Origin of the sequence: Paraburkholderia dipogonis (genome assembly GCF_042680985.1) — a bacterium.
GTDB lineage: Bacteria > Pseudomonadota > Gammaproteobacteria > Burkholderiales > Burkholderiaceae > Paraburkholderia > Paraburkholderia phytofirmans.
In genome coordinates this window covers 503988-526196 of record NZ_JBHUFR010000016.1, presented here as the reverse complement: position 1 = coordinate 526196, position 22209 = coordinate 503988, and the positions used below count along the sequence as shown (strand labels likewise).

28 protein-coding genes and 2 pseudogenes are annotated in these 22209 nt (G+C 62.2%); 9 read left to right on the top strand and 21 right to left on the bottom strand.

From position 1 onward, the window contains the following. Window positions 1-36: 36 nt before the first annotated feature. The 4 genes from ACFSNN_RS22535 to ACFSNN_RS22520 form a co-directional block, all read right to left on the bottom strand. Entirely contained in the window at window positions 37-777 is a 741-nt protein-coding gene (locus ACFSNN_RS22535; RefSeq protein WP_134455811.1) for a GntR family transcriptional regulator, read from the bottom strand. Window positions 778-1091: 314 nt separating this feature from the next. Beyond that, window positions 1092-2018 (bottom strand): muramoyltetrapeptide carboxypeptidase, encoded by a 927-nt coding sequence (gene ldcA, locus ACFSNN_RS22530; RefSeq protein WP_134455810.1) that lies wholly within the window; start codon window positions 2016-2018, stop codon window positions 1092-1094. A 28-nt stretch (window positions 2019-2046) separates the two neighbouring features. Continuing rightward, window positions 2047-2697: a tRNA adenosine(34) deaminase TadA gene (gene tadA / locus ACFSNN_RS22525; RefSeq protein ID WP_244322727.1), complete on the bottom strand. Its 651-nt coding sequence runs from the start codon at window positions 2695-2697 to the stop codon at window positions 2047-2049. Between the two features lie 86 nt (window positions 2698-2783). Then, the gene (locus ACFSNN_RS22520) at window positions 2784-3185 is read right to left on the bottom strand and encodes a DnaJ family domain-containing protein (RefSeq protein ID WP_012433331.1); all 402 of its coding nucleotides are present in this window, start codon (window positions 3183-3185) and stop codon (window positions 2784-2786) included. A 211-nt stretch (window positions 3186-3396) separates the two neighbouring features. Between ACFSNN_RS22520 and ACFSNN_RS22515 the strand changes: the two genes are divergently transcribed. Continuing rightward, a complete protein-coding gene (locus ACFSNN_RS22515) occupies window positions 3397-3726 on the top strand; it encodes a hypothetical protein (RefSeq protein WP_134455808.1) in 330 nt (109 codons plus the stop codon). 25 nt (window positions 3727-3751) lie between these two features. On the opposite strand, the gene ACFSNN_RS22510 is transcribed toward ACFSNN_RS22515, so the two are convergent. Then, window positions 3752-4375: a 2'-5' RNA ligase family protein gene (locus tag ACFSNN_RS22510; protein ID WP_134455807.1), complete on the bottom strand. Its 624-nt coding sequence runs from the start codon at window positions 4373-4375 to the stop codon at window positions 3752-3754. Between the two features lie 331 nt (window positions 4376-4706). Here ACFSNN_RS22510 and ACFSNN_RS22505 point away from each other — a divergent pair, with 331 nt between their 5' ends. Both ACFSNN_RS22505 and ACFSNN_RS22500 read left to right on the top strand, forming a co-directional pair. Beyond that, the gene (locus ACFSNN_RS22505; RefSeq protein WP_134455806.1) at window positions 4707-5915 is read left to right on the top strand and encodes a putative DNA modification/repair radical SAM protein; all 1209 of its coding nucleotides are present in this window, start codon (window positions 4707-4709) and stop codon (window positions 5913-5915) included. 9 nt (window positions 5916-5924) lie between these two features. After that, the gene (locus tag ACFSNN_RS22500; protein WP_134455805.1) at window positions 5925-7397 is read left to right on the top strand and encodes a UdgX family uracil-DNA binding protein; all 1473 of its coding nucleotides are present in this window, start codon (window positions 5925-5927) and stop codon (window positions 7395-7397) included. A gap of 208 nt (window positions 7398-7605) precedes the next feature. On the opposite strand, the gene ACFSNN_RS22495 is transcribed toward ACFSNN_RS22500, so the two are convergent. The 8 genes from ACFSNN_RS22495 to ACFSNN_RS22460 form a co-directional block, all read right to left on the bottom strand. Beyond that, the gene (locus ACFSNN_RS22495; protein ID WP_134455804.1) at window positions 7606-8121 is read right to left on the bottom strand and encodes an Ohr family peroxiredoxin; all 516 of its coding nucleotides are present in this window, start codon (window positions 8119-8121) and stop codon (window positions 7606-7608) included. 23 nt (window positions 8122-8144) lie between these two features. Beyond that, on the bottom strand, window positions 8145-8900 hold the full coding sequence (locus tag ACFSNN_RS22490; RefSeq protein ID WP_134455803.1) for an SDR family oxidoreductase: 756 nt from the start codon (window positions 8898-8900) through the stop codon (window positions 8145-8147). Between the two features lie 269 nt (window positions 8901-9169). Continuing rightward, window positions 9170-10180 carry a LysR family transcriptional regulator gene (locus ACFSNN_RS22485; protein ID WP_244322726.1) on the bottom strand — a complete coding sequence of 337 codons (1011 nt, stop codon included), beginning with the start codon at window positions 10178-10180 and terminating at the stop codon, window positions 9170-9172. A gap of 99 nt (window positions 10181-10279) precedes the next feature. After that, window positions 10280-10687: a cupin domain-containing protein gene (locus ACFSNN_RS22480; protein ID WP_134455801.1), complete on the bottom strand. Its 408-nt coding sequence runs from the start codon at window positions 10685-10687 to the stop codon at window positions 10280-10282. Between the two features lie 70 nt (window positions 10688-10757). After that, window positions 10758-11237 carry a carboxymuconolactone decarboxylase family protein gene (locus tag ACFSNN_RS22475; RefSeq protein WP_134455800.1) on the bottom strand — a complete coding sequence of 160 codons (480 nt, stop codon included), beginning with the start codon at window positions 11235-11237 and terminating at the stop codon, window positions 10758-10760. A 184-nt stretch (window positions 11238-11421) separates the two neighbouring features. After that, a complete protein-coding gene (locus ACFSNN_RS22470) occupies window positions 11422-12303 on the bottom strand; it encodes an RNA polymerase sigma-70 factor (protein ID WP_134455799.1) in 882 nt (293 codons plus the stop codon). Window positions 12304-12314: 11 nt separating this feature from the next. Then, window positions 12315-12752 carry a hypothetical protein gene (locus ACFSNN_RS22465; RefSeq protein ID WP_134455798.1) on the bottom strand — a complete coding sequence of 146 codons (438 nt, stop codon included), beginning with the start codon at window positions 12750-12752 and terminating at the stop codon, window positions 12315-12317. A 219-nt stretch (window positions 12753-12971) separates the two neighbouring features. After that, window positions 12972-13490, bottom strand: a complete 519-nt coding sequence (locus ACFSNN_RS22460) for a hypothetical protein (RefSeq protein WP_134455797.1) — start codon at window positions 13488-13490, stop codon at window positions 12972-12974. Between the two features lie 136 nt (window positions 13491-13626). On the opposite strand from ACFSNN_RS22460, the pseudogene ACFSNN_RS22455 reads away from it, so the two are divergent. Then, a pseudogene (locus ACFSNN_RS22455) lies at window positions 13627-14013 on the top strand (DUF72 domain-containing protein); the annotation flags it as partial. Window positions 14014-14046: 33 nt separating this feature from the next. On the opposite strand, the gene ACFSNN_RS22450 reads toward ACFSNN_RS22455, so the two are convergent. Beyond that, window positions 14047-14709 carry a UdgX family uracil-DNA binding protein gene (locus ACFSNN_RS22450; RefSeq protein WP_134455796.1) on the bottom strand — a complete coding sequence of 221 codons (663 nt, stop codon included), beginning with the start codon at window positions 14707-14709 and terminating at the stop codon, window positions 14047-14049. Window positions 14710-14901: 192 nt separating this feature from the next. Here ACFSNN_RS22450 and ACFSNN_RS22445 point away from each other — a divergent pair, with 192 nt between their 5' ends. From ACFSNN_RS22445 to ACFSNN_RS22435, 3 genes and pseudogenes are all read left to right on the top strand, one after another. After that, window positions 14902-15501 carry a ParB-like protein gene (locus tag ACFSNN_RS22445; protein ID WP_134455795.1) on the top strand — a complete coding sequence of 200 codons (600 nt, stop codon included), beginning with the start codon at window positions 14902-14904 and terminating at the stop codon, window positions 15499-15501. Window positions 15502-15553: 52 nt separating this feature from the next. After that, window positions 15554-16426, top strand: a complete 873-nt coding sequence (locus tag ACFSNN_RS22440) for an endonuclease/exonuclease/phosphatase family protein (protein ID WP_134455794.1) — start codon at window positions 15554-15556, stop codon at window positions 16424-16426. A gap of 126 nt (window positions 16427-16552) precedes the next feature. Continuing rightward, window positions 16553-17089, top strand: a pseudogene (locus ACFSNN_RS22435) (YihY/virulence factor BrkB family protein); the annotation flags it as partial. A gap of 191 nt (window positions 17090-17280) precedes the next feature. Here the strand turns inward: ACFSNN_RS22435 and ACFSNN_RS22430 are convergent. Beyond that, complete coding sequence (locus tag ACFSNN_RS22430) at window positions 17281-17544, bottom strand: DUF2934 domain-containing protein (RefSeq protein WP_134455793.1); 264 nt, start codon at window positions 17542-17544, stop codon at window positions 17281-17283. Window positions 17545-18106: 562 nt separating this feature from the next. Between ACFSNN_RS22430 and ACFSNN_RS22425 the strand changes: the two genes are divergently transcribed. Next, window positions 18107-18451: a hypothetical protein gene (locus ACFSNN_RS22425; RefSeq protein WP_134455792.1), complete on the top strand. Its 345-nt coding sequence runs from the start codon at window positions 18107-18109 to the stop codon at window positions 18449-18451. Window positions 18452-18526: 75 nt separating this feature from the next. Here ACFSNN_RS22425 and ACFSNN_RS22420 read toward each other — a convergent pair whose 3' ends face one another. From ACFSNN_RS22420 to phaP, 4 genes are all read right to left on the bottom strand, one after another. Next, a complete protein-coding gene (locus ACFSNN_RS22420; protein WP_134455791.1) occupies window positions 18527-19192 on the bottom strand; it encodes a protein-L-isoaspartate(D-aspartate) O-methyltransferase in 666 nt (221 codons plus the stop codon). 305 nt (window positions 19193-19497) lie between these two features. Beyond that, complete coding sequence (locus ACFSNN_RS22415; protein WP_166799213.1) at window positions 19498-19656, bottom strand: hypothetical protein; 159 nt, start codon at window positions 19654-19656, stop codon at window positions 19498-19500. Window positions 19657-19683: 27 nt separating this feature from the next. Next, the gene (phbB, locus tag ACFSNN_RS22410) at window positions 19684-20427 is read right to left on the bottom strand and encodes an acetoacetyl-CoA reductase (RefSeq protein ID WP_134455790.1); all 744 of its coding nucleotides are present in this window, start codon (window positions 20425-20427) and stop codon (window positions 19684-19686) included. A gap of 157 nt (window positions 20428-20584) precedes the next feature. Then, complete coding sequence (gene phaP / locus ACFSNN_RS22405) at window positions 20585-21151, bottom strand: TIGR01841 family phasin (protein WP_134455789.1); 567 nt, start codon at window positions 21149-21151, stop codon at window positions 20585-20587. Here phaP and ACFSNN_RS22400 point away from each other — a divergent pair. Next, complete coding sequence (locus ACFSNN_RS22400; RefSeq protein WP_134455788.1) at window positions 21150-21341, top strand: hypothetical protein; 192 nt, start codon at window positions 21150-21152, stop codon at window positions 21339-21341. The genes phaP and ACFSNN_RS22400 overlap by 2 nt on opposite strands. A gap of 44 nt (window positions 21342-21385) precedes the next feature. On the opposite strand, the gene ACFSNN_RS22395 is transcribed toward ACFSNN_RS22400, so the two are convergent. Both ACFSNN_RS22395 and ACFSNN_RS22390 read right to left on the bottom strand, forming a co-directional pair. Next, window positions 21386-21583: a hypothetical protein gene (locus tag ACFSNN_RS22395; RefSeq protein ID WP_134455787.1), complete on the bottom strand. Its 198-nt coding sequence runs from the start codon at window positions 21581-21583 to the stop codon at window positions 21386-21388. Between the two features lie 137 nt (window positions 21584-21720). Further along, on the bottom strand, window positions 21721-21852 hold the full coding sequence (locus ACFSNN_RS22390) for a hypothetical protein (protein WP_279631098.1): 132 nt from the start codon (window positions 21850-21852) through the stop codon (window positions 21721-21723). Between the last annotated feature and the right edge of the window lie 357 nt (window positions 21853-22209).

The following is a 22209-nucleotide window of genomic DNA, read 5'->3' as shown; positions in this document are numbered from 1 at the left end:
CGCGCACCGGCAACGGGCGCACGCCGGCCGCGTGCCTCAGCCTGGCGCGGACTTGGTCTTCGATGAATCTCTGGCTGCACCGTTGAAAGCGCCGAACACTTCATGCAGATCGGCCGCGCCACGTGCGGGGCGGTCCAGCATCTTCAACTCGACGCTTTGCAAATGGCGCGACATCAATGCCGCCGCCTCTTTGGCATCGCCGGCGTCGAGCGCGGCGAGAATCGCTTCGTGGTCCTCGAACGAGCATGGGCTGCGTCCGAGCGACTCGTACAGCGCGGAAATTAGCGTGGAGCGCGCCACCAGTCCGTTCAGGCAGTCGCATAACACGGCGTTGCCCGTGAGTCCCGCCAACTCGGTGTGAAACTCGCCCGATAGACGAATCCACGCCGGAAAATCACGTGTTTCGAACGCTTTGCGTTCCCGGCCGATCATGCTGCCGATGCTCTTCAACCGCCGCATGCCGTGGCCGCTGCAGATCTTTTCGACCACCGCAAGCTCGATGATGCGGCGCATCTCGAACACTTCGTGCACTTCTTGCAGCGACGGACTTGCCACGAACGCCCCGCGATTCGGTTCGAGATCGACGAGGTGGTCGGTGGCCAACTGCGCCAGCGCCTGCCGGATCGGGCCGCGCTTCACACCGAATACTTCGCACAACTGGGCTTCTGTCAACTTGGCGCCCGGCGCGAGCCGATGCTCGAGGATCGCCGCGCGGATGCGCTCGGTGATTGCTTCGGGTTTCGAACTATTCGCGGCGGCGGAGTCTGTGTCGGACATGATGTTCGTCTCGGTATGTTGGTCATCATAGGATGGACATAAAAATTGTCAACAATTTTTGCCATGAATTTCGACAATCTTCGGGGTGAGCCTTAACTGATATACCGCTCGCATGGCGCGTGTGGCCTGTGCTGTCTCGGCAAGAGTTTAATTAAGTGAGGCAGCGGCCGTCTATTGGCGGCTTGTTTTGTCAACAAAATCGGGGGACCTTCACGATCCTTCCGCTGGCAAGTACGTCACAAAAACTGACCGTTAGTTGCGTTGTAAAGGGCAAAAAGAAGACGGACAGCCGCCCGCCTCCTTGCTCCGCCAGTTCAGGCGAGGTAAGGATAGCCCGACAAGCTTAGTTTGAACCCATGTGTGTCGGCGACGAGATGCGCGTCAGCGCCCACCGGCAGCGTCAGCATGTTGCGGACATGCCCGAATTGCAGCCCGCTGACGACCGGAATGCCGATCACCGACCTCACCTGCTCGATCATTGCGTGCAGGTCGTAGCCATTGTCGTATTCATAGGGTTTGGCGCCCGAGAAATCGCCCAGCACCAGCGCCTGCTGCTGCGCAAGAATGCCGGACAGGTGCAACTGATAGATCATCCGCTCGATGCGAAACGCTTGCTCGTTGACGTCCTCGACAAACAGGATGCCGCCCTGCACCGGCGGCATGTACGGCGTGCCGATCAGCGACGTCAGCACCGCCAGATTGCCGCCCCACAACATGCCCGAGACGTCGACCGGCTGCGCTTGCGGCGTGTTGTTCGAGATCGTCATGGTCGGCTTCGTCACCGCCGACCAGAAGTGTTGCATGGTGAATTCGCTCAGATCTTCCGCTCCGAAGTCGCTCATCACCATCGGGCCGCCGAAAGTCTTCACGCCCGCGCGTGCCAGCAGCGCAAGCTGGATCGCGGTGAAATCGCTGTGACCGACCAGCGCGATCGGCTGATCGGTCAGCCGCCGTTGCAATCCATCGTAGTCGAGTCCGTGCAGGATGCGCACCGCGCCATAGCCGCCGCGCACGGCCAGCACGATGTCCGGCAACTTACGCGACGGATCGGCGAGCCGGTTCAGATCGGCCGCGCGCTCGCCATCGGTGCCGGCGAAGCGCTGGTAGCGACGCTTCGTCGTTTCCACGCCCTCCACGCGATGCCCCTGCATATGGAAGCGCTGCAACGCGCGATGCAGCACCTCGGGATCATGCGGATACCCGGACGGCGCAATCAGTTGGATGGTGCGATGGACGGTCATTGGCAAGACCTTGTTGGACGTTGTTGTTTTAGAGCGACCCGGCCGGGCCCGGTTCGATGCTGCCCGGCACGCCGGCTGCGTCGGCGCGTGCCGCCGCGCGTGCTTCGCGGCTCGCGCGCCGCCGTTCGGCAAAGAACGATTTGAGCGCGGCGCCACATTCGTTTTCGAGCACGCCGCCGATCACCGTGGTGTGATGATTCAACTGCGGATTCGCGAAGGCGTCGACCACGCTGCCGCACGCGCCAGTTTTCGGATCGCGCGCCCCGAACACGACTCGCGCGATGCGCGCATGCATGATCGCGCCGGCACACATCAGGCACGGCTCGAGCGTCACATAAAGTTCGCAGCCCGGCAAACGGTAGTTCTCGACGGCTTGCGCCGCAGCGCGCAACGCGGCCATTTCCGCATGCGCCGACGGGTCGTGCCCGCCGATCGGATGATTGAAACCGGTTGCAATGACTTCTTCGCCGCGCACGAGGACCGCGCCAACGGGCACTTCGCCGGCGGCGCGCGCTTCTTCGGCGGCGGCTTGCGCGAGCGCCATGAAACGGCGATCGCGCTCCGAGACTTCGGGGACGGTGCAAGATGCGGGCGGTTTGCCAAGGGCGAGATCTGAACCCGCCGAGGCGGCGGCGGCGCTCAAATCGGTCGCCGCCAATTCATCAGCGACGCTGCTCACTGAGCGTTGGGAACCCAGCGCATTCAGCGCGGCGTGAGACTCGCCAGAGTCTGAGTCCGGTACGGTGGAGTGGGCAAGCGGCTCGCTCACTGCGAACCCGCGTCTGCCGTATCAAGGTTGCCCGCGCGCTCGGATAGGCGCTCGGCAATGCGCCGGCAGTATTCGCGCGGCAGAACCAGCGGACCGCCACGCAACGATTCAAGTGCCATATCGAGCGCCAGCATGCGCGCCTGGAGACGGCAACGGGTAGCCCGGTCGCTCACGGCATTCAACTCCGCTTGCAGGTCGCGCAACGCGCGCAACTGCTCGACAGCGGGCGGCACAAAGCCCGCATTCTTCAAAATCCGGTTGGCGACGCGCACTTCCTGGGGGACCAGAGCATCGTCGTCCAGGGACAGCGGCGCGCCCGCGCCCGGTAACTCGTCGAATTCGCCTCGCGCGGCGGCGGCGGCAATACGCTGTTCGACTAATGCATCAAGCAATCTCATCTGCAATCCACTACGTTGCGGCCCAAGCATTCTATCAGGGCGCGCACGATCGTTCCGCTTCTCGAACCGACGAAACCTCCTACGTTTTCAGATTCCGCGTATTTGAGGACAGACAGTCGAGCGCTAGCCTCAGCGATTCGCGGCCGGGTTTTCGCCGCTCTGCGTGTCGACCTCTGTTCTGCGACAAAACCTGACAAAACACTTTCATCGAATGATGCTCCCGCGCCTTCGCTCGTCGCTCACCAACGCCACCAACGCCACCAACGCCACCAACGCCACCAACGCCACCAACGTTATGAAACTCCGAATGATCAATTCAAGCCGCAACCACGCCGTCACCGCTTTCGACGCCCGCATCGATCCGCATCCCGCCGTGGGCCTCGTGCATGCAGGCGAACGCATTCCAAAACGGTGGCTACGCGCGACGCTGGCCGCCATCACCATAACGCTCGCGCTATCCGGTTGTGGCGTGTTCTGCGGTGGCGCGGGCGGAAGCGGTGGCGGCTTTGCAGGCGGTTGCGCGACCGGCATGCGGTTCTAGCTCGCCGTCCTTCGACACGCCGCCCTCACCCAGACAACGCGCGCGATGATTCGGCGCCAGCCAAAGTCCAGCGAGCCAACGCGACATGCCGCGTACGCCCGAGCAAACTGTGCATCAACGCAAACTCACGCACGTTCCAGCAAACCGGCTCGACGGGACGTGCCGCGCCCCACGGCACCCCGTACGCTAGCGTGACATGCGGCGTGTAGTGCGCCGCGGATGAAACCGCGCGGTCCCCAAAGCCGGCGCTTTGCAGCGCACGGCCCAAGGCGTCGTGCAGCACGTGCAGGCCAGCGACGCCCTCGCCTCCACCCAGCACCAGCGGTCCCGGTCGCGGTTTCGACGCAAAGCTGACCGCCGTGTCGAATTCGACGCTAAACGGCTCCATTCCGATCGACGCGGCCGCCTGCATCGCCGCATCGACTCGCTCTTGCGGCAAACCACCCGCGAAATTTCCCAGGTGATGCAAGGTCACATGTAGACGGCCCGCAGCAAGCGGCTTGCTCCGCGAGCGCGTCTCGCCGCAAAGCTTTTGCGCGAGCTTCGAGATGCCGGCCGCTGTGGTCGCATCGGGAAAGACGGCGAAGAACAGGCCGTCTGTTAGCGTTGGCGGCGCCTCAAGACCAGGCAGCCAGAGTTGTTCAGGCATGGCGTTCCTGACCGGATAAAGCCGGCATGTCGATGAATCTCCGTTCATTGTGCGGGCTCACCCGCGTATCTGATCTATGCAGACCGCCCGACTGTGCGAGGTTCCACAATCGCCTTTTATCAAACCGGTCGTTACTCTTGAGATAGCGCCGCATTACAAGCAAAAAATGCAGCGCAATCCCGCACGCGCCCATTTCCGCTGCAGCGCTTGCGCCCCGCTCGTTCGCCGGATGCGCCCCCGAAGCCAACGCCCGCTTACCCATTAAAAAAACCGCTTGCAGTCACGTCTCTCCACGTACGATACTGTACATTCATACAGTATCGGTGGCAACGTGGAACTGCTCAAAAAGCTGGAAGTATTGGCCGACGCCGCGAAGTACGACGCGTCATGCGCAAGCAGCGGCGCGCCCAAACGCGGCTCGCGCGGCATTGCCGGTCTGGGCGCCAGCACCGGCGCGGGTATTTGCCACAGTTTCACGCCGGACGGGCGTTGCGTCTCGCTGTTGAAGATCCTGCTCACCAATTTCTGTTTGTATGACTGCCAGTATTGCGTCAACCGGCGCTCGAGCAACGTGCCGCGCGCGCGCTTCACGCCCGAGGAAGTCGTCGAGCTGACGCTGGATTTCTACCGGCGCAATTACATCGACGGACTGTTTCTGAGTTCCGGAATCATTCGGTCGTCCAACTACACGATGGAACAGCTCGTGCGCGTCGCGCAGTCGCTGCGCGAGGATCATCAGTTTCGCGGCTATGTTCATCTGAAGACGATTCCCGATGCCGATCCGCAGTTGATTGCGCAAGCCGGGCGTCATGCCGACCGTTTGAGCGTGAACATCGAACTGCCTACGGACAGCAGCCTCGCGCGGCTCGCGCCGGAAAAGAACGTCCGCACCATCAAGCTCGCCATGGGCTCGATCCGCCTTGCGCAGGAAGAAGCGCATAGCGACGCCAAGGCGCCGAAATTCACGCCCGCGGGCCAGAGCACGCAGATGATCGTCGGCGCGGATCAGACGAACGACAGCACGATCTTGCAGACCGCCGCTACGCTCTACGGAGCGTACAAGCTCAAGCGCGTCTACTACTCCGCCTTCAGCCCGATTCCCGACAGCCCATCCGCATTGCCCGCTCAAGCGCCGCCGTTGTTACGCGAACACCGGCTGTATCAGGCCGATTTCCTGATGCGCGGCTACGGCTTCAGCGCGGACGAACTGTTCGAACAACCCGGCAACCTGTCGCTCGACATCGACCCGAAGCTTGCGTGGGCGTTGGCGCATCGCGACCAGTTTCCAGTCGACCTGAACCGCGCGCCGCTGCGCATGATCGCGCGCGTGCCGGGCATCGGCATGCGCAATGCGAAACGCCTGGTCGAGTTACGGCGTTCGCGCCGCGTGCGCTACGAGGATCTCGTGCGGCTGCGTTGTCCGCTGGAAAAGATCAAGCCGTTCGTCGTGACGCAAGACTATCGCGCGGCGCTGCATGACACGTCGTCGGCCCGCTTGCGCCGGGTGTTGGCGCCGCCGGTGCAACTGGCGTTGTTGTGAAACGTCGCCATGCGTTCCATTGTTATCGAAGACCATTTCGTCGCCTGGCGCGCCGCATCGCTCGGCGCTCTAGCCGGAGGCCTGGCACCGGAGGCGATTGAATGGCGCGTCAAGCAGGAACGTGAGTCACCGCAAGGGCAGGCGCTGTTCGACTATGGCACGACGTCCGAGGATGCGGAGCCTCGCTCCACCGCCGTGCGTGTTTCGAAGGAGCTGGCGGCGCTCTTGCAAGATGCCGCGCTGTTCCGCGAATCACAGCGCTGGGCGTTTTTGTACAAGGTCTTGTGGCGCTGGCACCATGGCGATCGCGCGGTCGCCTCGCCGGCGGACGAAGATGGTGCACGCCTCTATCGCATGGCCAAAAGCGTGCGGCGCGCCAAGCACGACATGATCGCTTACGTGCGGTTTCGCAAGCAGGCGCAGGCGTCGGCATCGACGGCGCGGACACCCGAATATCTCGCCTGGTACGAGCCCGAGCATGATGTGCTGGCGTGGGCCGCGGAACACTTCTCGCAACGCATGGGACGCGCGACCTGGATGATCACCACGCCGCGCGGCGCGGCTTTCTGGGACGGCGAGCAACTGCATCTGGAGCAGCGCCACGCGTTGCCCGGCGAACATCGTTGCGATAGCGCGGACGAAGCCGAGGCGCTATGGCTCGCCTACTACCGCAGCACGTTCAATCCGGCGCGGCTGAACGAAGCGGCGCTCGAACAGCACATGCCGGTACGCTTCTGGAAAGGCTTGCCGGAGGGTCATCTCATCCCCGCCATGATCAGTGAAGCGAAAAGCGGCGCGCGCCGCGTGGCGCAGGCGAGCGGCGTCGGCGCGCTGGGCGGCAAAACCATTCCGGTCGAAGCGGACATGGCGCAACCGGCCCGCGAGCAACCCTCGTCGCTCGATACCTGCCGGCGCTGCGACCTGTGGCGCCATGCGACGCAAGCGGTCGGGAGTTCAGGGCCGAGCGACGCGCGCATCATGCTGATCGGCGAGCAACCCGGCGACCAGGAGGATCTGAGTGGTCAGCCGTTCGTCGGGCCGGCGGGGCAATTACTGGAGACCGCGATCACGCGCGCCGGCCTGTCGCGCGAGCAGGTTTATCTGACCAACGCGGTGAAGCATTTCAAATGGGAACCGCGCGGCAAGCGCAGGTTGCACAAGACGCCGGGACAGCGTGAGATCGAAGCGTGTTCTTACTGGCTCGAAAGGGAGCTGCACACAGTGCGCCCGGCGGTGATCGTCACGCTTGGCGCTACCGCGCTCACCGCCTTGCTGCACGAGAAGGTCAGCCTGAGAGACCGTCTCGACGCACCGTTCAGGGTGGCAGACGGCTGGGGCATCGCCACCTATCATCCGTCGTTCGCGTTACGGCAGCAAACCGATGCGGACCGCGACAGAGTATTGGCCGAAATCAGCAACGCGCTTATCCGGGCGCGTGAGCTGGCCGAATCCGCCACACCGACCACAAAGAAACAGCAGTGAACGACAGATGACGCCGCAACGCCCTCTTCCGCGCTGTTAGACCGCTGAATCCATTCCTGCTGGAACGTTGCCAGGTCAAGCGGGCGTTGTATCTGGAAACAAATGCGCATGGCTACTTCAGGTCATTCGATCTATCGAACCGTCCGGGTCAACAAATCAACAAATCCCCGTCAACCAAAATCGGCTCACAACGAAGACTCACGCGACGCTACGGCTCCGCAGTATCGTCCTCCTTCACCAGCGCGACGACATTCCCGATTCCCTGCCGCGCCATCTTCGTATAAGGGCAAAACCGTTCGGTGTTGCGAACCAGTTCCTCGGCGACGACCCGTTCGACACCGGGCAGACGGATATGGGTCTCCGCGGTCAGGATGAACAGACCGTCCACCGGGTCGCGGCCAAAATCGACGGTGACTTGCACCGAGGCACCGGGAATCGGAATGCTCGCCCGTGCCGCAAGCAGGCTCAGCGCGCCATGAAAGCAGGCCGCGTAACCGGCCGCGAATAGCTGCTCCGGATTCGTGCCGCCGCCAGGCCCGCCCAGTGCCTGCGGCAATCGCAAGTGGACGACGAGATTGCCGTCGTCGGAACGGGCGATGCCTGACGCGCGACCGTGACCCGTGTCGCCGCCTGTTACGGTGACGGTGGTCGAATACAGCGTTTGGGGATCTCGCCCGTGATACTTGTCGAGCAGTGTCAGCGGCGGTGGACGCAAGCGGGTCATGGCACGCCTCGGCGGCTCGTGGCTTACTTCGCGGCCTGGGTCTGGGCGAACCACGCCTCGAAGTTCAGCGCGCCCAGACGCGGATTTGCTCCCGGCACGAGCGTGTCGTCCTGCAGCTTTGCGCCGAAGTAGCGGGCTTGCGGGTCTTCGACGATCTTGCGCGAATCGTGAGTCGCAAGGAGGAAACGCTGCACCATGCCGGCAAGCCGAACGCGTTCCGGGCCCGCGATCTCCGCGATGCCGTTGCGCGGTTCGCCGGCGGCAAAGTCCGCGACGGCTGCCGCCACATCGTCGGACGCAATCGGCTGGAAGAATGCAGGAGACAGCCGTATGGTCTGGCCGTCGCTACCCGCTTGCACGATGCCGCCGAGAAACTCGAAGAACTGGGTCGAATGAACGATCGTGTACGGCACGCCCGATTCGCGGATCAGCTTTTCCTGCGCGATCTTGCCGCGAAAGTAGCCGCTTTCCGCGAGCCGCCCGGTGCCGACGACGGAGAGCGCGACATGATGCTGCACACCCGCGGCAATCTCCGCCGCCAACAGATTGCGTCCGGCTGTCTCGAAGAATTCGAGCACGGCGGCGTCTTCGAACGACGGCGAATTGGCCAGATCGACCACGACATTCGCGCCCGTCAACGCCTCGTTCAGACCTTCGCCAGTGATTGTGTTCACGCCCGATGCGGGCGACGCGGCAACGACCGCATGACCGCGCGCGCGAAGATTCCTGACGACCTTACTGCCGATGAGTCCCGTGCCACCGATCACGACGATCTTCACAATGTTTCTCCATGAGGCGGCGTGTGGCTCTCGCGCCGCCGCCAGTTGTTCGACTCCGGCTTTGCATCGCGTCGCGAACGATACAAGGCGATACAAGCGATACATGCGGAGCGGATGAATATGCCGGTGCTTCGCCGGACGTGCCGCGATTCACCCGCCGTCCGTACAGAAAACATGGTAGGTACGCACCGCGTCACGCGGTAGAGCCCCAGCGGGACGCACCGTGTTGCATGAAGCGCATCAATCGACGCCAGGCCGTCCAGATGCGGTCACGCGAGCGTCGCTAACGGCGATTGCGTTGTCATCGTGGTCAGACACTGCAGGTCGAGCGCGCGCGTGTGCTCGGTCATGTAATCGACGAACACGCGGACCCGTGCGGGAAGCTGCTTGCGGCTGAGATAGCAGAGGTAGTGGCCGCCATCTTCCGGCGCGTGCTGCGCGAGACAACTGAGCAACTGCCCGCCGGCCAGCAGGTCGCATACCTGATATGCGGGCAACTGCGCGATGCCCAGCCCGTCCAGCACCGCCTGCACGATCAGATCTGGGTCGTTGAACGTGTGCTGTGCAACGGGCTGGCGCCGCTGCGGGAGGCCGTTCACCTTGAACTCCCATTCACTGATGCGGCCGGACGCGGCCAGGAAGTTGATGCAGCGATGATCCGCCAGTTCATCGATATGCCGTGGCAGCCCGTTTCTTCGTGCATAAGCCGGCGACGCGCACACCAGCATCTGCATCGGAATCAACTGGCGCGCCACGATCCCGCTGTCCTCCAGACGCCCGTCGTGAAACGATACGTCGACCCGGTCGGTCGTGAAGTCGGCGGGTCGATCGTTCAGCAGCAGTTCGAGGGCGATCTCGGGATAGCGCGTGTGAAAGCCTCGCAGCAGCGGCGCGACGATCTTGCGGCCGAAGCCCGGTGCCGAGACGATGCGCAGATGGCCGCGCGGCGGCCCGTTGCGCAGCTCCCGCATGTCTTCCAGCGCCTGGGCGATGCGCTCGATGCCAGGCTGACAGTTCTCGTAGAACAACTCGCCCTCGCGCGTCAACGACGTGCTGCGCGTGGTGCGCAGAAACAGGCGCGCGTCGAGCAGAGCCTCCAGTTTCTGCACGTTGCGGCTAACGGAGGACCGCCCGATGCCGAGGCGATCGCCCGCGCGGGCAAAACTGCCTTCGTTGGCAACGGCGAGAAAAGAAACGACGCCGGCGTAGCTGGTCGCGAAACTGCTTGCGAACGGGTCGGCGGCGCCGGCGGTGCGGCGGCGTGATGGGTCGTCTGACATGGAAGCGCGGTTCGTGAAGTCCATAGCGACTAGACGTATCAGCGCTGCCGTTTGTGACACGGTCCGCGATTTTTTAAACGAAGGCGGCGCGCAAAGGCGCTATTTCTCCGGAACCAGAACCGGCGCGCCCTTATCCTTCAGCAGTAGCACGAGGAACCTGGCCGGCTTTGTCTGGCTCGCGTTGCGTCCGACCGTGTGGACATCGTTTGGACCTTCATAGAAGGTCTGTCCGGGTGTCAGCGTGACTTCCTTGCCGCCCTTGACCTGCATCACGATCGATCCTTCCAGCACATAGATAAACCCGTGCGCATGATGCCTATGAACAGGGTCGGCGGCACCCGGCGGGTACTCGACGCTGATCATCAGGGCTTCCTTGCCCGGATAGTCGTCAAGAGGCTGTGTCATCAACGGCGTGACGATGGCGGCGGGCGCCTCGGCGCGGGCCACGCTCAACGACGCGCTCACGACGACGAGCGCGGCCAGAGCCGTATTTCCCAAACGAAGCATGATAGTGTGTCCCAGAGTAACGCGGCCCGCTCGCGCGGGCCTGAACTGGACAAAGATGAAACGCGTCTGCTCAGACGAGGTTCGCCTTGTCTAGGCCGAATGCCTTGTCGGACGAACCCGGCACCGTCTTGAACGCGACGTTCGCGCGGTTCCATCCATTGATCGCCATCACTTCGAACGTCAGGTCCGAGAGTTCCTTTTCGGAGAACTGGGTGCGCACGCGCTCGTAGAGCTCGTCGGGCACGCCGTGCTCGGGAAGCCGGGTCAGCACTTCCGTCCACGCCAGCGCGGCGCGTTCGCGCGGCGCGAAAAGCGTCGACTCGCGCCACGTCGCGAGGTGATGGACGCGCAATTCGCGCTCGCCGTGCAGGCGTGCTTCCTTCACGTGCATGTCCAGACAGAATCCACAGCCGTTGAGCTGCGACGCCCGGATCGACACCAGGTCACGGATCGATTCTTCGATTGCGCTGTCTTTCAGCAGATTGCTGAGTTCGAAAAACTTCTTGAACAGTTCCGGCGATTGCTGCACATAGTTGATACGCTGCGTCATGTTTTCTCCTGGCGACGATGAGTGGCCACCCCGCCTTGCGGGTGCCGTTCGCGGCACTGAGCCGCACAAAGTCATCGTAGGCGGGCGCGGGATGTCATGGTAGGCCTGCGGATGCGCTCACCATGTTGTCCGCGCGGCACCAATCGCGCGCCGAGCCGCCGCCGTGCAGGGGAGAGACCGGCGTTCAGCCGTTGGCGTGTGCCGCCGCGATGCGCGCGAGCTTGTCAGGGTTGCGCTGCACATGAATACGGACGATGCGCTCGCCGTCCGTTTCGAACGACTGTGCCGATTCGAGTTCGCCTTCGATAAACCGCAGCAGCGCCCATTGGCCGTTGAGCACCACGAGCTTGACGCTGAGTTCGTCGCCATAACGCCGGGACGACGCGTAGAACAGTTGCGCGATGCGCTGGCCGCCCAGCATCGGCTCCGGGAAGCTCTGGACTTTGCCGCCGCCGTCGCCGATCAGCTTTGCGTCTTCGGCCAGCAATGCGTTGATCGCGTGAAAGTCGCCGAGCTGCAGCGCCTGCACGAATGTTCGCAGCAAGCGCAGATGCGTCTCGCGCGGTACGTCGGAGCGCGGACGTTCGTCGCGCAGCTGCGCTTTTGCACGGCTTACCAGCTGGCGGCACGCCGCCTCCGTCTTGCCGATGGCTCGTGCGACTTCGTCATAGTCGGCGTCGAATACCTCGCGCAGCAGGAACGCCGCCCGGGCTTCAGGCGTAAGGCGCTCGAGCAGCACCAGAAAAGCAACGGAGACGTCGTCGGCGCGCTCCGTGGCCTCCTCCGGCGTAGCCGGGAAATCGGTCATCTCCGGTTCGGGCAACCAGATGCCCGCGTAGTGTTCGCGTTGAATCTTCGCCGCGCGCAGCCGGTCGATGGACATCCGCGTCGTGACCGCGACCAGCCACGCCTCCGCGTTGTCGATGGCTTCACGGGCTGTTGCATGCCAACGCAGCCAGACGTCCTGCACGATATCTTCGGCCTCCGCAACGGAGCCCAGCATTCGATACGCGATCTTCTGCAATCGCGGGCGCAGCCCGTTAAAGGCAAGTACGTCGTCGTCCATGCACCGGCTTCCTATTTTTCCCGCAGCGACGCGACATATTGTTTGGCCGCTTCGTTGCCATGCGCGAGCGCCCGTGACGCAAGAGAAAATCCCACCTGAGTTTCATGGGCGACAGCGCTGCGATCTTCATCGAAAACTTTTGCCGCGCGCCGCAGATGTTGCGCCGCCTGGCCATGAAGTTCGGAAGCCGCTGCATGATGTTGCGCGGCAGTCAGGCCGCTATCGACGGAGCCTGCCGTCAATGGAGCGCCTGTATGTTTGGCGGCGAGATTGGACTCCTCGACGGCATACAATGCATGGCCTTGCGCCAACACGGCCTGATGCGCGGCGTGATCGTAATTTTTGGCCGCCTCGTAGTACTGCGATGCCTCCCGATGAAAGCGCGCAGCCTGCTCGTGATGCGATGCAGCAGCATCGAGATGCACTTTTTTACCCTGCTTCGTATTCATGGCGGATCCTCCAGGAGTTCTCGCGCCAAATGCATGACTTGTTCTAATCGATGTTGAAGATCACCGCGCACAAATACTACCTGAAAATGTGCATGCAACCCGGTCTCATCCGGCGTATTTGGCGGGCGTTGCGTGCCGCTCTGCTCGTGCGCCTCGCCCGTAACGCGCCAGTGGATCTCTACGCTGCCTTGGTCCGCCCCCTGTGCTTCGCGCAGGCTGTCACGACTTCTTCGTTCGCGGTAGCGCCGCATTCAGAAACGGATTGAAGGTGCCCGACCCGGCCGGCCTGTCGTTTTTGTTCGAACGACGTCGCTTACCTGATTGTGTGCTGCCGGACAATTGCGCCAGCAGTTCATCCGCGTTGGCGTCTTCGACTTCGTCTTCATCGGCGCCGGCGGTTTTTCTGCTTCTGGCGCGCCGCGGTTCAGCCTCTTTGGCAGTTTCGCTCGCAGCGCCAGCCGAATGCGCGACTTGCGCGATATGTTCGATCACCGTCATAAACGATATCGAAGCCGACTGCAGATCATCGCCCGGAAGCATTGTCCGCACGACGATTTCATGCAGCGAGCGGCCGTCGACGGAACGGACTCGCGGGTTGCCTTGCCAGTCGGCGTCCGCCTGCGCGAACGCGCCAATGACGCGCTCCAGCACCGCCGGCGACAGAACGCCGCCGTCGTAAAGGCTAACGACCACCCGCTCGAAAATTCCAAACGCAGTGGATGCAGAGGTTTTCGGCACGACTTCTTACTCCCTGAGAGTTCGTTGCTGATCGCTTCGCTGTCAGACGTTCAAACGTCTTGATCTGAACTTTGGCACACGCGGCCTATTACGGGAACACTGGTTGCTCGCGTCGTCTGCATTCAGTCCTGCCATGCATGCCAATCTTATGAACCCTGCCTTCATCGCGTTGCTCAGACAGTACGACACCGCGCTGGTTGTCTCCGACTCGACCGAATCGTGGCCGCCGGCGGAAGACGTTACCGCTGACTTCGTTTACATCCGCTTGCACGGCACCGAATCGCGGTATTCCGGCGAATACGTGGACGAAGCGCTTGACGACTGGGCCGCCCGGATCGACGCATGGCGCCGCGGTTCGCAGCCGACGGACGCGCGGCTGATCGCGCCGCATAGTCATCCACCGGCTCGCGCGCGGCGCGACGTGTACTGCTATTTCGACAACGACGCCAAAACACATGCGCCCTTCGACGCGCAGCGGTTGATTGAACGGCTCGGCTTACAAGCAGTGCATTCGGCGGCGTAAGCGGAAGGCAGCTTTCAGCGTGGACCGCAAGCATCAGCTCGATGATCGTCCGCGCTTACCGCTCAGCTTGTGCGCGTGTTGAAGGGCCGCGACAATTTCGTCATACACGCGCTGCCGTGTGGCGGGGTCAGGCGCGCGCAACGCGAACGACGGATGATACGTCGCAACAACCGTCCGCTCGCCATGCTCGATCGTTTGGCCGAGCGCGTCCTGCAGCCGGGCGTGCGAATCGTCCAGCACCGCCTTCAGCGCGGTCGCGCCTAACGCAACGATCACGAGCGCGCCTGTACTCCGGAGTTCCCGTTCGAGCCAGTATCCGCACGCTTCGATCTCCCGCTGTCCCGGCGATTTGTGCAAGCGACGCTTGCCGCGCGGCGTCCACTTGAAATGTTTGACGGCGTTCGTCACATAGACTTTCTTGCGCGCCAGCCCGGCCTCTTCGAGCGCTTTATCGAGCAGTGCTCCCGCCGGTCCGACGAACGGTCTGCCCTGCAAGTCTTCGGCGTCACCCGGCTGTTCGCCGATCAACATGATGGCGGCATGTTTCGGCCCTTCGCCGGGCACCGCTTGTGTCGCATTGCGCCATAGCGGGCAACGGCGGCAGTCGTCTAAAGTCGCCGGTTGCTGGTCGCGCTCGACATCAGGATCGGACTGCGTGCTGCCGCGGGTACGGATCTTCGGTTTGTCTTCTGACATGATCGGTTTTGAGGACCTGCAAACGTGCGATGCGTGGAAGGATGCAGTGCCTGCTATCCGACAGCACCATGATCTCCCTCGGAGCAAGGCACAGGCCTGGCGCACCCTGCCGCTATTCACAGCGGCATGCATCTTGCGTACGAACTGAAGCAGCACCGGCTCTGGCCAACCGCTTTTTGCATGGGAGACGGCATGACCACACTAAAAATCGAACGCCTGCGTCCCACCCAACTGACGCACGGCGCGCGGGAGGTCCGCGAGAAAATCAGGCAATACAAAGCGCTGAGCGGGCACGATCTGGAGATGGCCATCGCTGAGAAACCGATACCCGTCGTCTACGGTCCCGGCGACACGCCGTTTGCGATCGACCATCATCACGTGGCCGCCGCGCTCTGGCACGTGGGCGTCAAGTCCGTACCGATCGTTCTGGTGCGGGATCTTTGCTCTTATTCGCAGGCTTCATTCTGGCTCAGCATGGAAAACGAACGGTGGACGTACCCGTTCGACGCGGAAGGCAGACGTCGGCCGTTTTCCGATTTGCCCGAACACATCTGGGCGCTGCTCGATGACGAGTACCGCAGCCTCGCGGCGGCAGTTCGCGACGCCGGGGGTTACGAGAAAACCAATGTCCCGTTGGAAGAATTCCGTTGGGCCGACTTCTTCCGCTCGAATCTGCCGCGACCGGACAGTGACGAGAAATTCGCCGCGCTAGTGGACGAAGCGATCAGGCTGGCAAAGACCGACGCGGCGCTGGGACTGCCCGGCTACCTCGGTCCGGACACAGATGGCTAGTCTCTATCCAAGACAAACCAGCCCGTGTAAGCCGAATGGAGAACCCACCGTCATGAAACTCGTCGATTGGAATGTTCAATGGGGACGCGGCGTGGACGGCCGGGTCGACCTCGCCCGCATCGTGCGCGAAGCGCGCGCGTTGTGCGATTTCGACGTCCTCTGCGTGCAGGAAGTCACGCGCGGTTTTCATGAGGACCCGGCATTGGGCGGTTTGGCCGGCGGGCCATCCGCCGATCAATTCGCCGAACTGGCCGCGCTGCTTCCGCAGTTCACGGTGCTCGACGCAGTGGGCGCCGATCTTCCGGCGCTCGGCGCGAGCCGCCATCGGCGTCAATTCGGCAATGCGATCGTGACGCGCTTGCCCGTCAGGCAGGTGTTGCGCCACTCCCTGCCCTGGCCTGCGGATCCCGCCAAACCGTCGATGATGAGAGTGGCGCTCGAAGCAGTGATCGATACCGATATCGGTGCAGTTCGGGTGATCTCCACGCACCTCGAGTTCTATTCGGAGAAGCAGAGGCTTGCGCAACTCACCAGGTTGCGCGAACTGCACAGGGAAGCGTGCGATCACGCGCGAGCGCCCGCCAAGGCCGAAAAAATCGACAGCCCGTTTTCCGACACTGCGCGACCTATGAGCGCGGTTGTCTGTGGTGACTTTAACAGTGCCTTCGAAAGCAGCGCGTACTGCAGGATGCTTGAACCGATTGGCGATGCCCCGCGTTTTATCGATGCGTGGGCCAGCGCGCACCCTCGCGCGCCGCGTGCCCCGACTGCGGGTGTATATGACCACGAACAGTGGCCGGAGGGTCCATTCGCCTGCGATTTCATTTTCGTCACCGAGGACCTGACATCGCGCATTGCGGCTTGCGAGGTCGATGCGCACAGCGAGGCCTCGGATCATCAGCCGATGTGGCTCGAATTGCATTAGGCCCCGACAAGACAGGTGTATCCGAGGTCCCGGCGGCTCGGAAATTGCTCGGCCCGAAGACACTGAAGGCGACGAGCCGGCGGGAGAACAGCATGGAATATCAGCGACGCAACGCAGGCTCACGAACTCGATGTCGTCTTTGCGGCGAAATCACCTAACGGCCTCGCCGGCCTCGCGTGGGTGATCCGGGCGCGACTCGTCTCGCTCGGCCTGCTCATGGGACTCAGTTTTCTGCTGGTGGTCTCGCTGGTCCTCGACGCCGCGTTACAGACGGCCGGCAGCGCCGTTTTCGGCAGCTCGACGCTCAGCGTCGTCGCCGACGTCGTGCAATCTATTTTCGGCCTCGTGATACTGACGTTCGGACTCGGTGCGCTGATCAAGTGGCTCCCCGACAAGCGGGTCAACTTTCGTTCCGCATTGATCGGCGGGGCCATCGCGGCGTTGCTGTTCACCGTGGGCAGGCATCTGTTCGGTTTCTATCTCGCGCACGCTGGGACGGCGGGCGCATTCGGCGCAGCAGGTTCGCTCGCTGTGTTGATGATGTGGCTATATTTCTGCGCCATCGTTTTTCTTTTCGGCGCGGAGGTCACGGCTTCGCTATGTCAAACGCCGAAAGACGGTAACGCGGCGGACGTCAAGGCTCGCTTGAACGCTGCACATTGAAGCGCCCTTACAAAACGGACGATGTGAAACTGACATTGGAGGCGGCGAGTGTGCGGCGTTAATTGCTCGCACGCGAGCCGCGTCAACGCGACGTGATCCCGTCGACGCTCGCAACGCAGTTCGGATAGTCCGATCACCCAGCGAGCAGCATTCGCGAGCCGTGCGCCCCGAAAGCCACGGCAGCGACGGCGCTACCGCTTCTCTCGATTTGCCGCATTCGCATTATCGCCAGCTACGTCCTGCAGCTGCTCTTCCGGCGCGCTGCGTCCGCCTCGCTCCCGTTCCGCCGATTGATCGACGCTCGGATCAGGGCTGTCGGGCGAATCGTCGCCCTCGGCTTCGATCTGTCGGCGCGCTTCCTCCCAGTGCTTTTCCGCGTTGTTATCCGGCGACGGATCGTTTTGCCAGAGCTGATACGCCCGGGTACGAATGCGGGCTTCGAGATCGTTGTCCATGCTGCGTTTCTCCGTAAAAGATGGTCGCCCCAGCGCGCAATAGATGGCGTGCGGCGATGCGAGCCGGTGTGGCTGTGAGTCGGCTGCGTAAAAAGAACGGCAGTGTGAGGGCGAGCAAAGCCCATACCCGCATGGCTCTGGACACATGGCGGTGTTGCCGCGTCAGCCGTTAGCGACGTCAATGCTTGATGGTGGGGATTGTGACTGATCACATCGATGTGTCGCGAGAGTGGCGCCGATCACGCGGCGTCCGATGCCTTGCTCGAGTTGCACTGCAGCGTAAAAATTCGCGCTTACGCGTGTTTCTTCTATAAACCGCTAAGGGGTCGATGGTTGCCCTTCTCCCCGAGTGAGCAATCGCATCATGGCAAAGACACGCCAAACCATAGTATCGGCAAGAGATTCAGCGGCCCCTGGCACACAGACCGTCGCCGATTCCGGCGCACAGTCCTAACGTTCGGTGACCTTGCGGACTATAACGGTACTCATACAGTGAACGTCCTGCGAGCGGCCGAGCGGCTCAAGCCCCTGCCCCGCACGACTGGGTCATTCGGAGTTCAGAATGCAATCGACCGACGAGCAAATCGCAGTGCCACCGGACGATCCCGCCACGAAAGAGATGGCGGTTGGAAACAGCACCCCGGGGCAGCATGATCGTTACCGGCTCACCGTACGCGCAAAGGCAGGACATCTGAGGGTCGTTGCCGCGTGGCAAGTTCTCGGCTGCGAGGCGCCACAGGCGGACCACGTCAGGATCCGTGTCGACCGCCGTCACTGCTACGAGGAAATGACGATAACGTTCACGGCGGTGTCGCCCGATTCACTCGCGGCGATGGTGGGCCGGCTGGTCGCGCTCCCGTGGGCGCTCGACGCGTACTTTTGTCCGTGTGCATTAGCACAGGCGTAAAAACTTCCCTGCCGACACCGGCCGCCCGACGAATGCCTGGGGCGAGCGTCGGTTGACGCTTACGCCGGCATCCATTTACCGCCCCGCCACGTCACCCCAGCCCTGAGCACCAATCAACGGCACAAAACGCACGAGATCGAGCATTTCCTCGTGGTAGGTCGTGCTGCTGTCGCGAGTGAGCCGGATCAGCCGCTGATGGTCCGGATCCGGACCCACCGGCATCACGATCCGGCCGCCGATTTCGAGTTGCGCGCTCCACGCGGGTGGCACGCCTGGACCGGACGCGGTGGCGACGATTGCATCGAACGGCGCACGCGCCGGCAGCCCGAGCGTGCCGTCAGCGGTGTGGACGTTCACGTTGTCGTAACCGAGCGCGCGTAGACGATCCATCGCGCTCTCAGCCAATTGCGGATGACGCTCGACCGTATCGACGCGTGCAACTATTTCCGCGAGCACGGCCGCCGCGTAGCCGGAACCCGTGCCGATCTCGAGCACACGGTCTTCCGGCGTGAGCCGCGCCGCCTGCAACATCCGCGCGACCATGAACGGTTGGGTGATGGTCTGGCCGGCCTCGATCGGAAGCGCTGCGTCCGCATAAGCCCACGCGCGCAGATCGGGACTCAGAAAGGCCTCGCGCGGCACGCGCCGCATCGCGTTCAGAATGCGCGGCTCCGCGATGCCGCGCGCAATCAGTTGCCGCTCGACCATCGTTTCGCGCGACGCCGCCAGATCATCATGCACCGTGCTTCTCCCCTCGTTGTGCAGCGGCTCGCTGTCACGGGGGCTGCTCTTACCATGCATCACGATAGCGCGGAAAACGCCAGAAAACATGATCTGAAAACGAAGACTGGTGTGTTTGCGGCAGAATTCCGATCCGGATTCGTGACCGGCTATGCAGGATGGCGCGCGTGGAAGAGGATTAGGCGTAGACGTGTTGCGTTACGAGCAAAATGCATTCATTGCGCTGGTTCAAGGAAATTCCGCTGGTCGAGAGGACCAGCGGAATCCGTGGCCGCGTCACCGCGCCGCTGACGCGGTAGTGGTGCTCAATGCCTGGCGCTGCGCCAATGCGGCCAGTAGTGATGGTGACCCATCTGCCTGAGCCGCTTCCGACGCATTTGCTCCTGGTGATAGTGAGCGGCGACGAATACGGCTGCGGTCGCCATCACGAATGAACCTACGACGATTGCCACTGCTTCATTCATCGGAACCTCCGTTGCTGACTATCCGCTTCATTGCAGGTGTTGCCCGCCATTGATCGCAATGTTGGCTCCGGTCACGAAACCGGCTTCGCGCGAACACAGGTACAGCACGAGCGCGGCGACTTCGTCGGGCTGTCCGAGCCGGCCGACCGGAATCTGCGGAATGATCTTCGTCTCGCGGATTTCCTCGGGCACCGCCATCACCATCTTCGTTGCGATATAACCTGGCGAGATCGTGTTGACGGTAACACCTTTCTTCGCCACCTCTAGCGCCAGCGATTTCGTGAAGCCGTGCATGCCGGCCTTCGCCGCCGCATAGTTGGTCTGGCCGAAGCCGCCCTTGGAGCCGATGATCGACGACACATTGATGATGCGGCCCCAGCCCCGCTCGACCATGCTGTCGCACACCGGCTTGGTCATGTTGAACACCGAGTCGAGGTTGGTTCGGATTACCGCGTCCCAATTGATCTTGTCGAGCTTCTTGAAGCTCGCGTCGCGCGTGATGCCGGCGTTATTGATCAGGATGTCGACCGGGCCGACTTCGGCAGCGATCTGCGCCGCGCATCTGCCGCACGAGTCGTAGTCGGCGACATCGACCGCGTATGCGCGGAACTGCCGTCCCTGCGCTTCCATGCGTGCGAGCCACTCGTTCGCGCCAGTGTTGGCCGGCGAACAGGTGACCACGACCGCATATCCGGCGTCATGCAGCTTGATGCTGATTGCTTCACCAAGTCCGCCCATTCCGCCCGTCACCACAGCGATCTGCTTTGCCATCGAATCGTCCTCGCAAAAATTGGCTTCGTAGATATCCGAAGCCACACTGCATTCAGTCAAGAACTTGATGTACTGGAAAACCGGTTTGCGCCTCTCCCTCAGTATTCCTTCATATAGAGTAAGAACGGCAACGCGGGCATCGCTGCCCGCGTCGGCCTTATCCCTTCGCGCCAGCGGCTACGGGAACCTGCTCGGCCCGTCGCGCGGCCTTCGACGCCGTGGCTGTGACCGAGTTGAAATTACTTTCGGCGGCCTGCACGGCCTGTTGCCCGGTTTTCTGCAGCGTTTCGTACAGCGTGGTCGTGGCGCTGATCGCGGACTTCCACGCGGCGATCGCGGCTTCGGAACCCGCCGGCGCATTCTTCGCCGCTTCCTCGACGAATGCCTGCACACGTGCGTTGAGCCGTTCGTACTGCGCCTGGGCGAATTGCGTGAGTTCCGCCTGCGTAGTCGATGCGATATCGAACACCTGGCGGCCGTACGACAGCGATTTCTCAGCGAAAGGCCCGGTGAGGCCTGACTGCAGCGCGAACCACTGCAGCGGGTCCGTCGTGCCGGGGGCCTTCGTCATATTCTCCTGCGCCTCGGCCAGCGTGGACCTGACGACCTGCAGGTTAAGCGCAGCCAGTTTCTCCGCGCCTTCAAAGATCTTTCCGGTCAACCCGAAAAATGCGTCGAGGTTGGCCTTTACGACAGCGGCCTGGTCGGGACTCGATAGAGCCATGGTTGAATTCCTCAAATTCGATCCGGTGCACGAAACCCCCGATCTGACGGGTGTGTTGCGACGGATCGCGATGGTGGATAAATCGAAGCGCAAGGACGCCTGTCAGGCAGAATGCGTCGCGAGAACTTCGACGGTCGTTACATCAACAGGCACTGCAAATCAACCCGCAGCCACGCCGCTGCGTTCATGACTGTGTCTTCGGCGCGCTCGCCGGGAGGCGCGCGCCGCGAATCTCTAGCGCATCCGGGCGACCGCTTTGAGAATGGAATCGCCGTCGCTCGTAAGGTGAGCACGCGGGCGTCCTGACGCAAATTTTTCCAGCGAGATAAGTTGCCGCTCGAGCAGCGTGTCCAGTTCGGCGCGATCCAGTTCGATCTGGTCCGGTGCGCTCTTGATGAGCATCAAGGTAGCGAATTCATGGGGACTCAACATTGCGTCTCCTCGATTTAGTCTCTCTACGCGGAGAGTACGAATTACCTCTCCTGCGTGACTGCCGGCAATTCTTCCTGCCGCCCCTCTGTAAATCGATCATGCGAGAGATCGAATCACGGAGACGCCATCATAACCGTTCAATTTTTGAACGCAATATGTGAAATGCTTTTTTTGCGCCGAGCGGTTTTCTTTTTATAACGGATTCCGACGCGCAGGTTTTCCAATTTGCCCACGTCATTGCCGTCACCTCCTACCAGCAAGGCTTTCATCGATTCATTTCACATATTGTTGTTTTAATAGCTCACTTACTTAACGACCTGGATTTGCCGAAAGCTATTGGTCGATTTATATTTGAATTGAATATTTATAAGTCGCGGCGTGGTCGTTATGATTACCCCAAAATTGCGAAACATTTATTACAGCGGAAGCATTTGGCGGCGCATTGCCGGATAAAACCGAAGGCTAGCGCTCGCGAGCATTCAGCGTCCAAATCAGCCATCTCTCGTTCGGCCGATGGCCGCCAAAATACTTGCCCCGGCGGACATGTTCTTCGTCGTCGACGGAGGTATGATGGATGTTGCTGGTCACGTTTGCGTAGGAGGAAATCATGCCTTCAACCCCGCCCA

Coding starts and splice junctions, on each gene's coding strand:
- ACFSNN_RS22470 (WP_134455799.1), bottom strand. CDS start 12,303: ATGGACGACGACGTACTTGCCTTTAACGGGCTGCGCCCGCGATTGCAG.
- ACFSNN_RS22465 (WP_134455798.1), bottom strand. CDS start 12,752: ATGAATACGAAGCAGGGTAAAAAAGTGCATCTCGATGCTGCTGCATCG.
- ACFSNN_RS22450 (WP_134455796.1), bottom strand. CDS start 14,709: ATGTCAGAAGACAAACCGAAGATCCGTACCCGCGGCAGCACGCAGTCC.
- ACFSNN_RS22495 (WP_134455804.1), bottom strand. CDS start 8,121: ATGACCCGCTTGCGTCCACCGCCGCTGACACTGCTCGACAAGTATCAC.
- ACFSNN_RS22390 (WP_279631098.1), bottom strand. CDS start 21,852: ATGAAAGCCTTGCTGGTAGGAGGTGACGGCAATGACGTGGGCAAATTG.
- ACFSNN_RS22500 (WP_134455805.1), top strand. CDS start 5,925: ATGCGTTCCATTGTTATCGAAGACCATTTCGTCGCCTGGCGCGCCGCA.
- phaP (WP_134455789.1), bottom strand. CDS start 21,151: ATGGCTCTATCGAGTCCCGACCAGGCCGCTGTCGTAAAGGCCAACCTC.
- ACFSNN_RS22415 (WP_166799213.1), bottom strand. CDS start 19,656: ATGAATGAAGCAGTGGCAATCGTCGTAGGTTCATTCGTGATGGCGACC.
- ACFSNN_RS22480 (WP_134455801.1), bottom strand. CDS start 10,687: ATGCTTCGTTTGGGAAATACGGCTCTGGCCGCGCTCGTCGTCGTGAGC.
- ACFSNN_RS22395 (WP_134455787.1), bottom strand. CDS start 21,583: ATGTTGAGTCCCCATGAATTCGCTACCTTGATGCTCATCAAGAGCGCA.
- ACFSNN_RS22485 (WP_244322726.1), bottom strand. CDS start 10,180: ATGTCAGACGACCCATCACGCCGCCGCACCGCCGGCGCCGCCGACCCG.
- ACFSNN_RS22425 (WP_134455792.1), top strand. CDS start 18,107: ATGCAATCGACCGACGAGCAAATCGCAGTGCCACCGGACGATCCCGCC.
- ACFSNN_RS22520 (WP_012433331.1), bottom strand. CDS start 3,185: ATGAGATTGCTTGATGCATTAGTCGAACAGCGTATTGCCGCCGCCGCC.
- phbB (WP_134455790.1), bottom strand. CDS start 20,427: ATGGCAAAGCAGATCGCTGTGGTGACGGGCGGAATGGGCGGACTTGGT.
- ldcA (WP_134455810.1), bottom strand. CDS start 2,018: ATGACCGTCCATCGCACCATCCAACTGATTGCGCCGTCCGGGTATCCG.
- ACFSNN_RS22475 (WP_134455800.1), bottom strand. CDS start 11,237: ATGACGCAGCGTATCAACTATGTGCAGCAATCGCCGGAACTGTTCAAG.
- ACFSNN_RS22440 (WP_134455794.1), top strand. CDS start 15,554: ATGAAACTCGTCGATTGGAATGTTCAATGGGGACGCGGCGTGGACGGC.
- ACFSNN_RS22535 (WP_134455811.1), bottom strand. CDS start 777: ATGTCCGACACAGACTCCGCCGCCGCGAATAGTTCGAAACCCGAAGCA.
- ACFSNN_RS22400 (WP_134455788.1), top strand. CDS start 21,150: ATGGTTGAATTCCTCAAATTCGATCCGGTGCACGAAACCCCCGATCTG.
- ACFSNN_RS22510 (WP_134455807.1), bottom strand. CDS start 4,375: ATGCCTGAACAACTCTGGCTGCCTGGTCTTGAGGCGCCGCCAACGCTA.
- ACFSNN_RS22445 (WP_134455795.1), top strand. CDS start 14,902: ATGACCACACTAAAAATCGAACGCCTGCGTCCCACCCAACTGACGCAC.
- ACFSNN_RS22430 (WP_134455793.1), bottom strand. CDS start 17,544: ATGGACAACGATCTCGAAGCCCGCATTCGTACCCGGGCGTATCAGCTC.
- ACFSNN_RS22515 (WP_134455808.1), top strand. CDS start 3,397: ATGATGCTCCCGCGCCTTCGCTCGTCGCTCACCAACGCCACCAACGCC.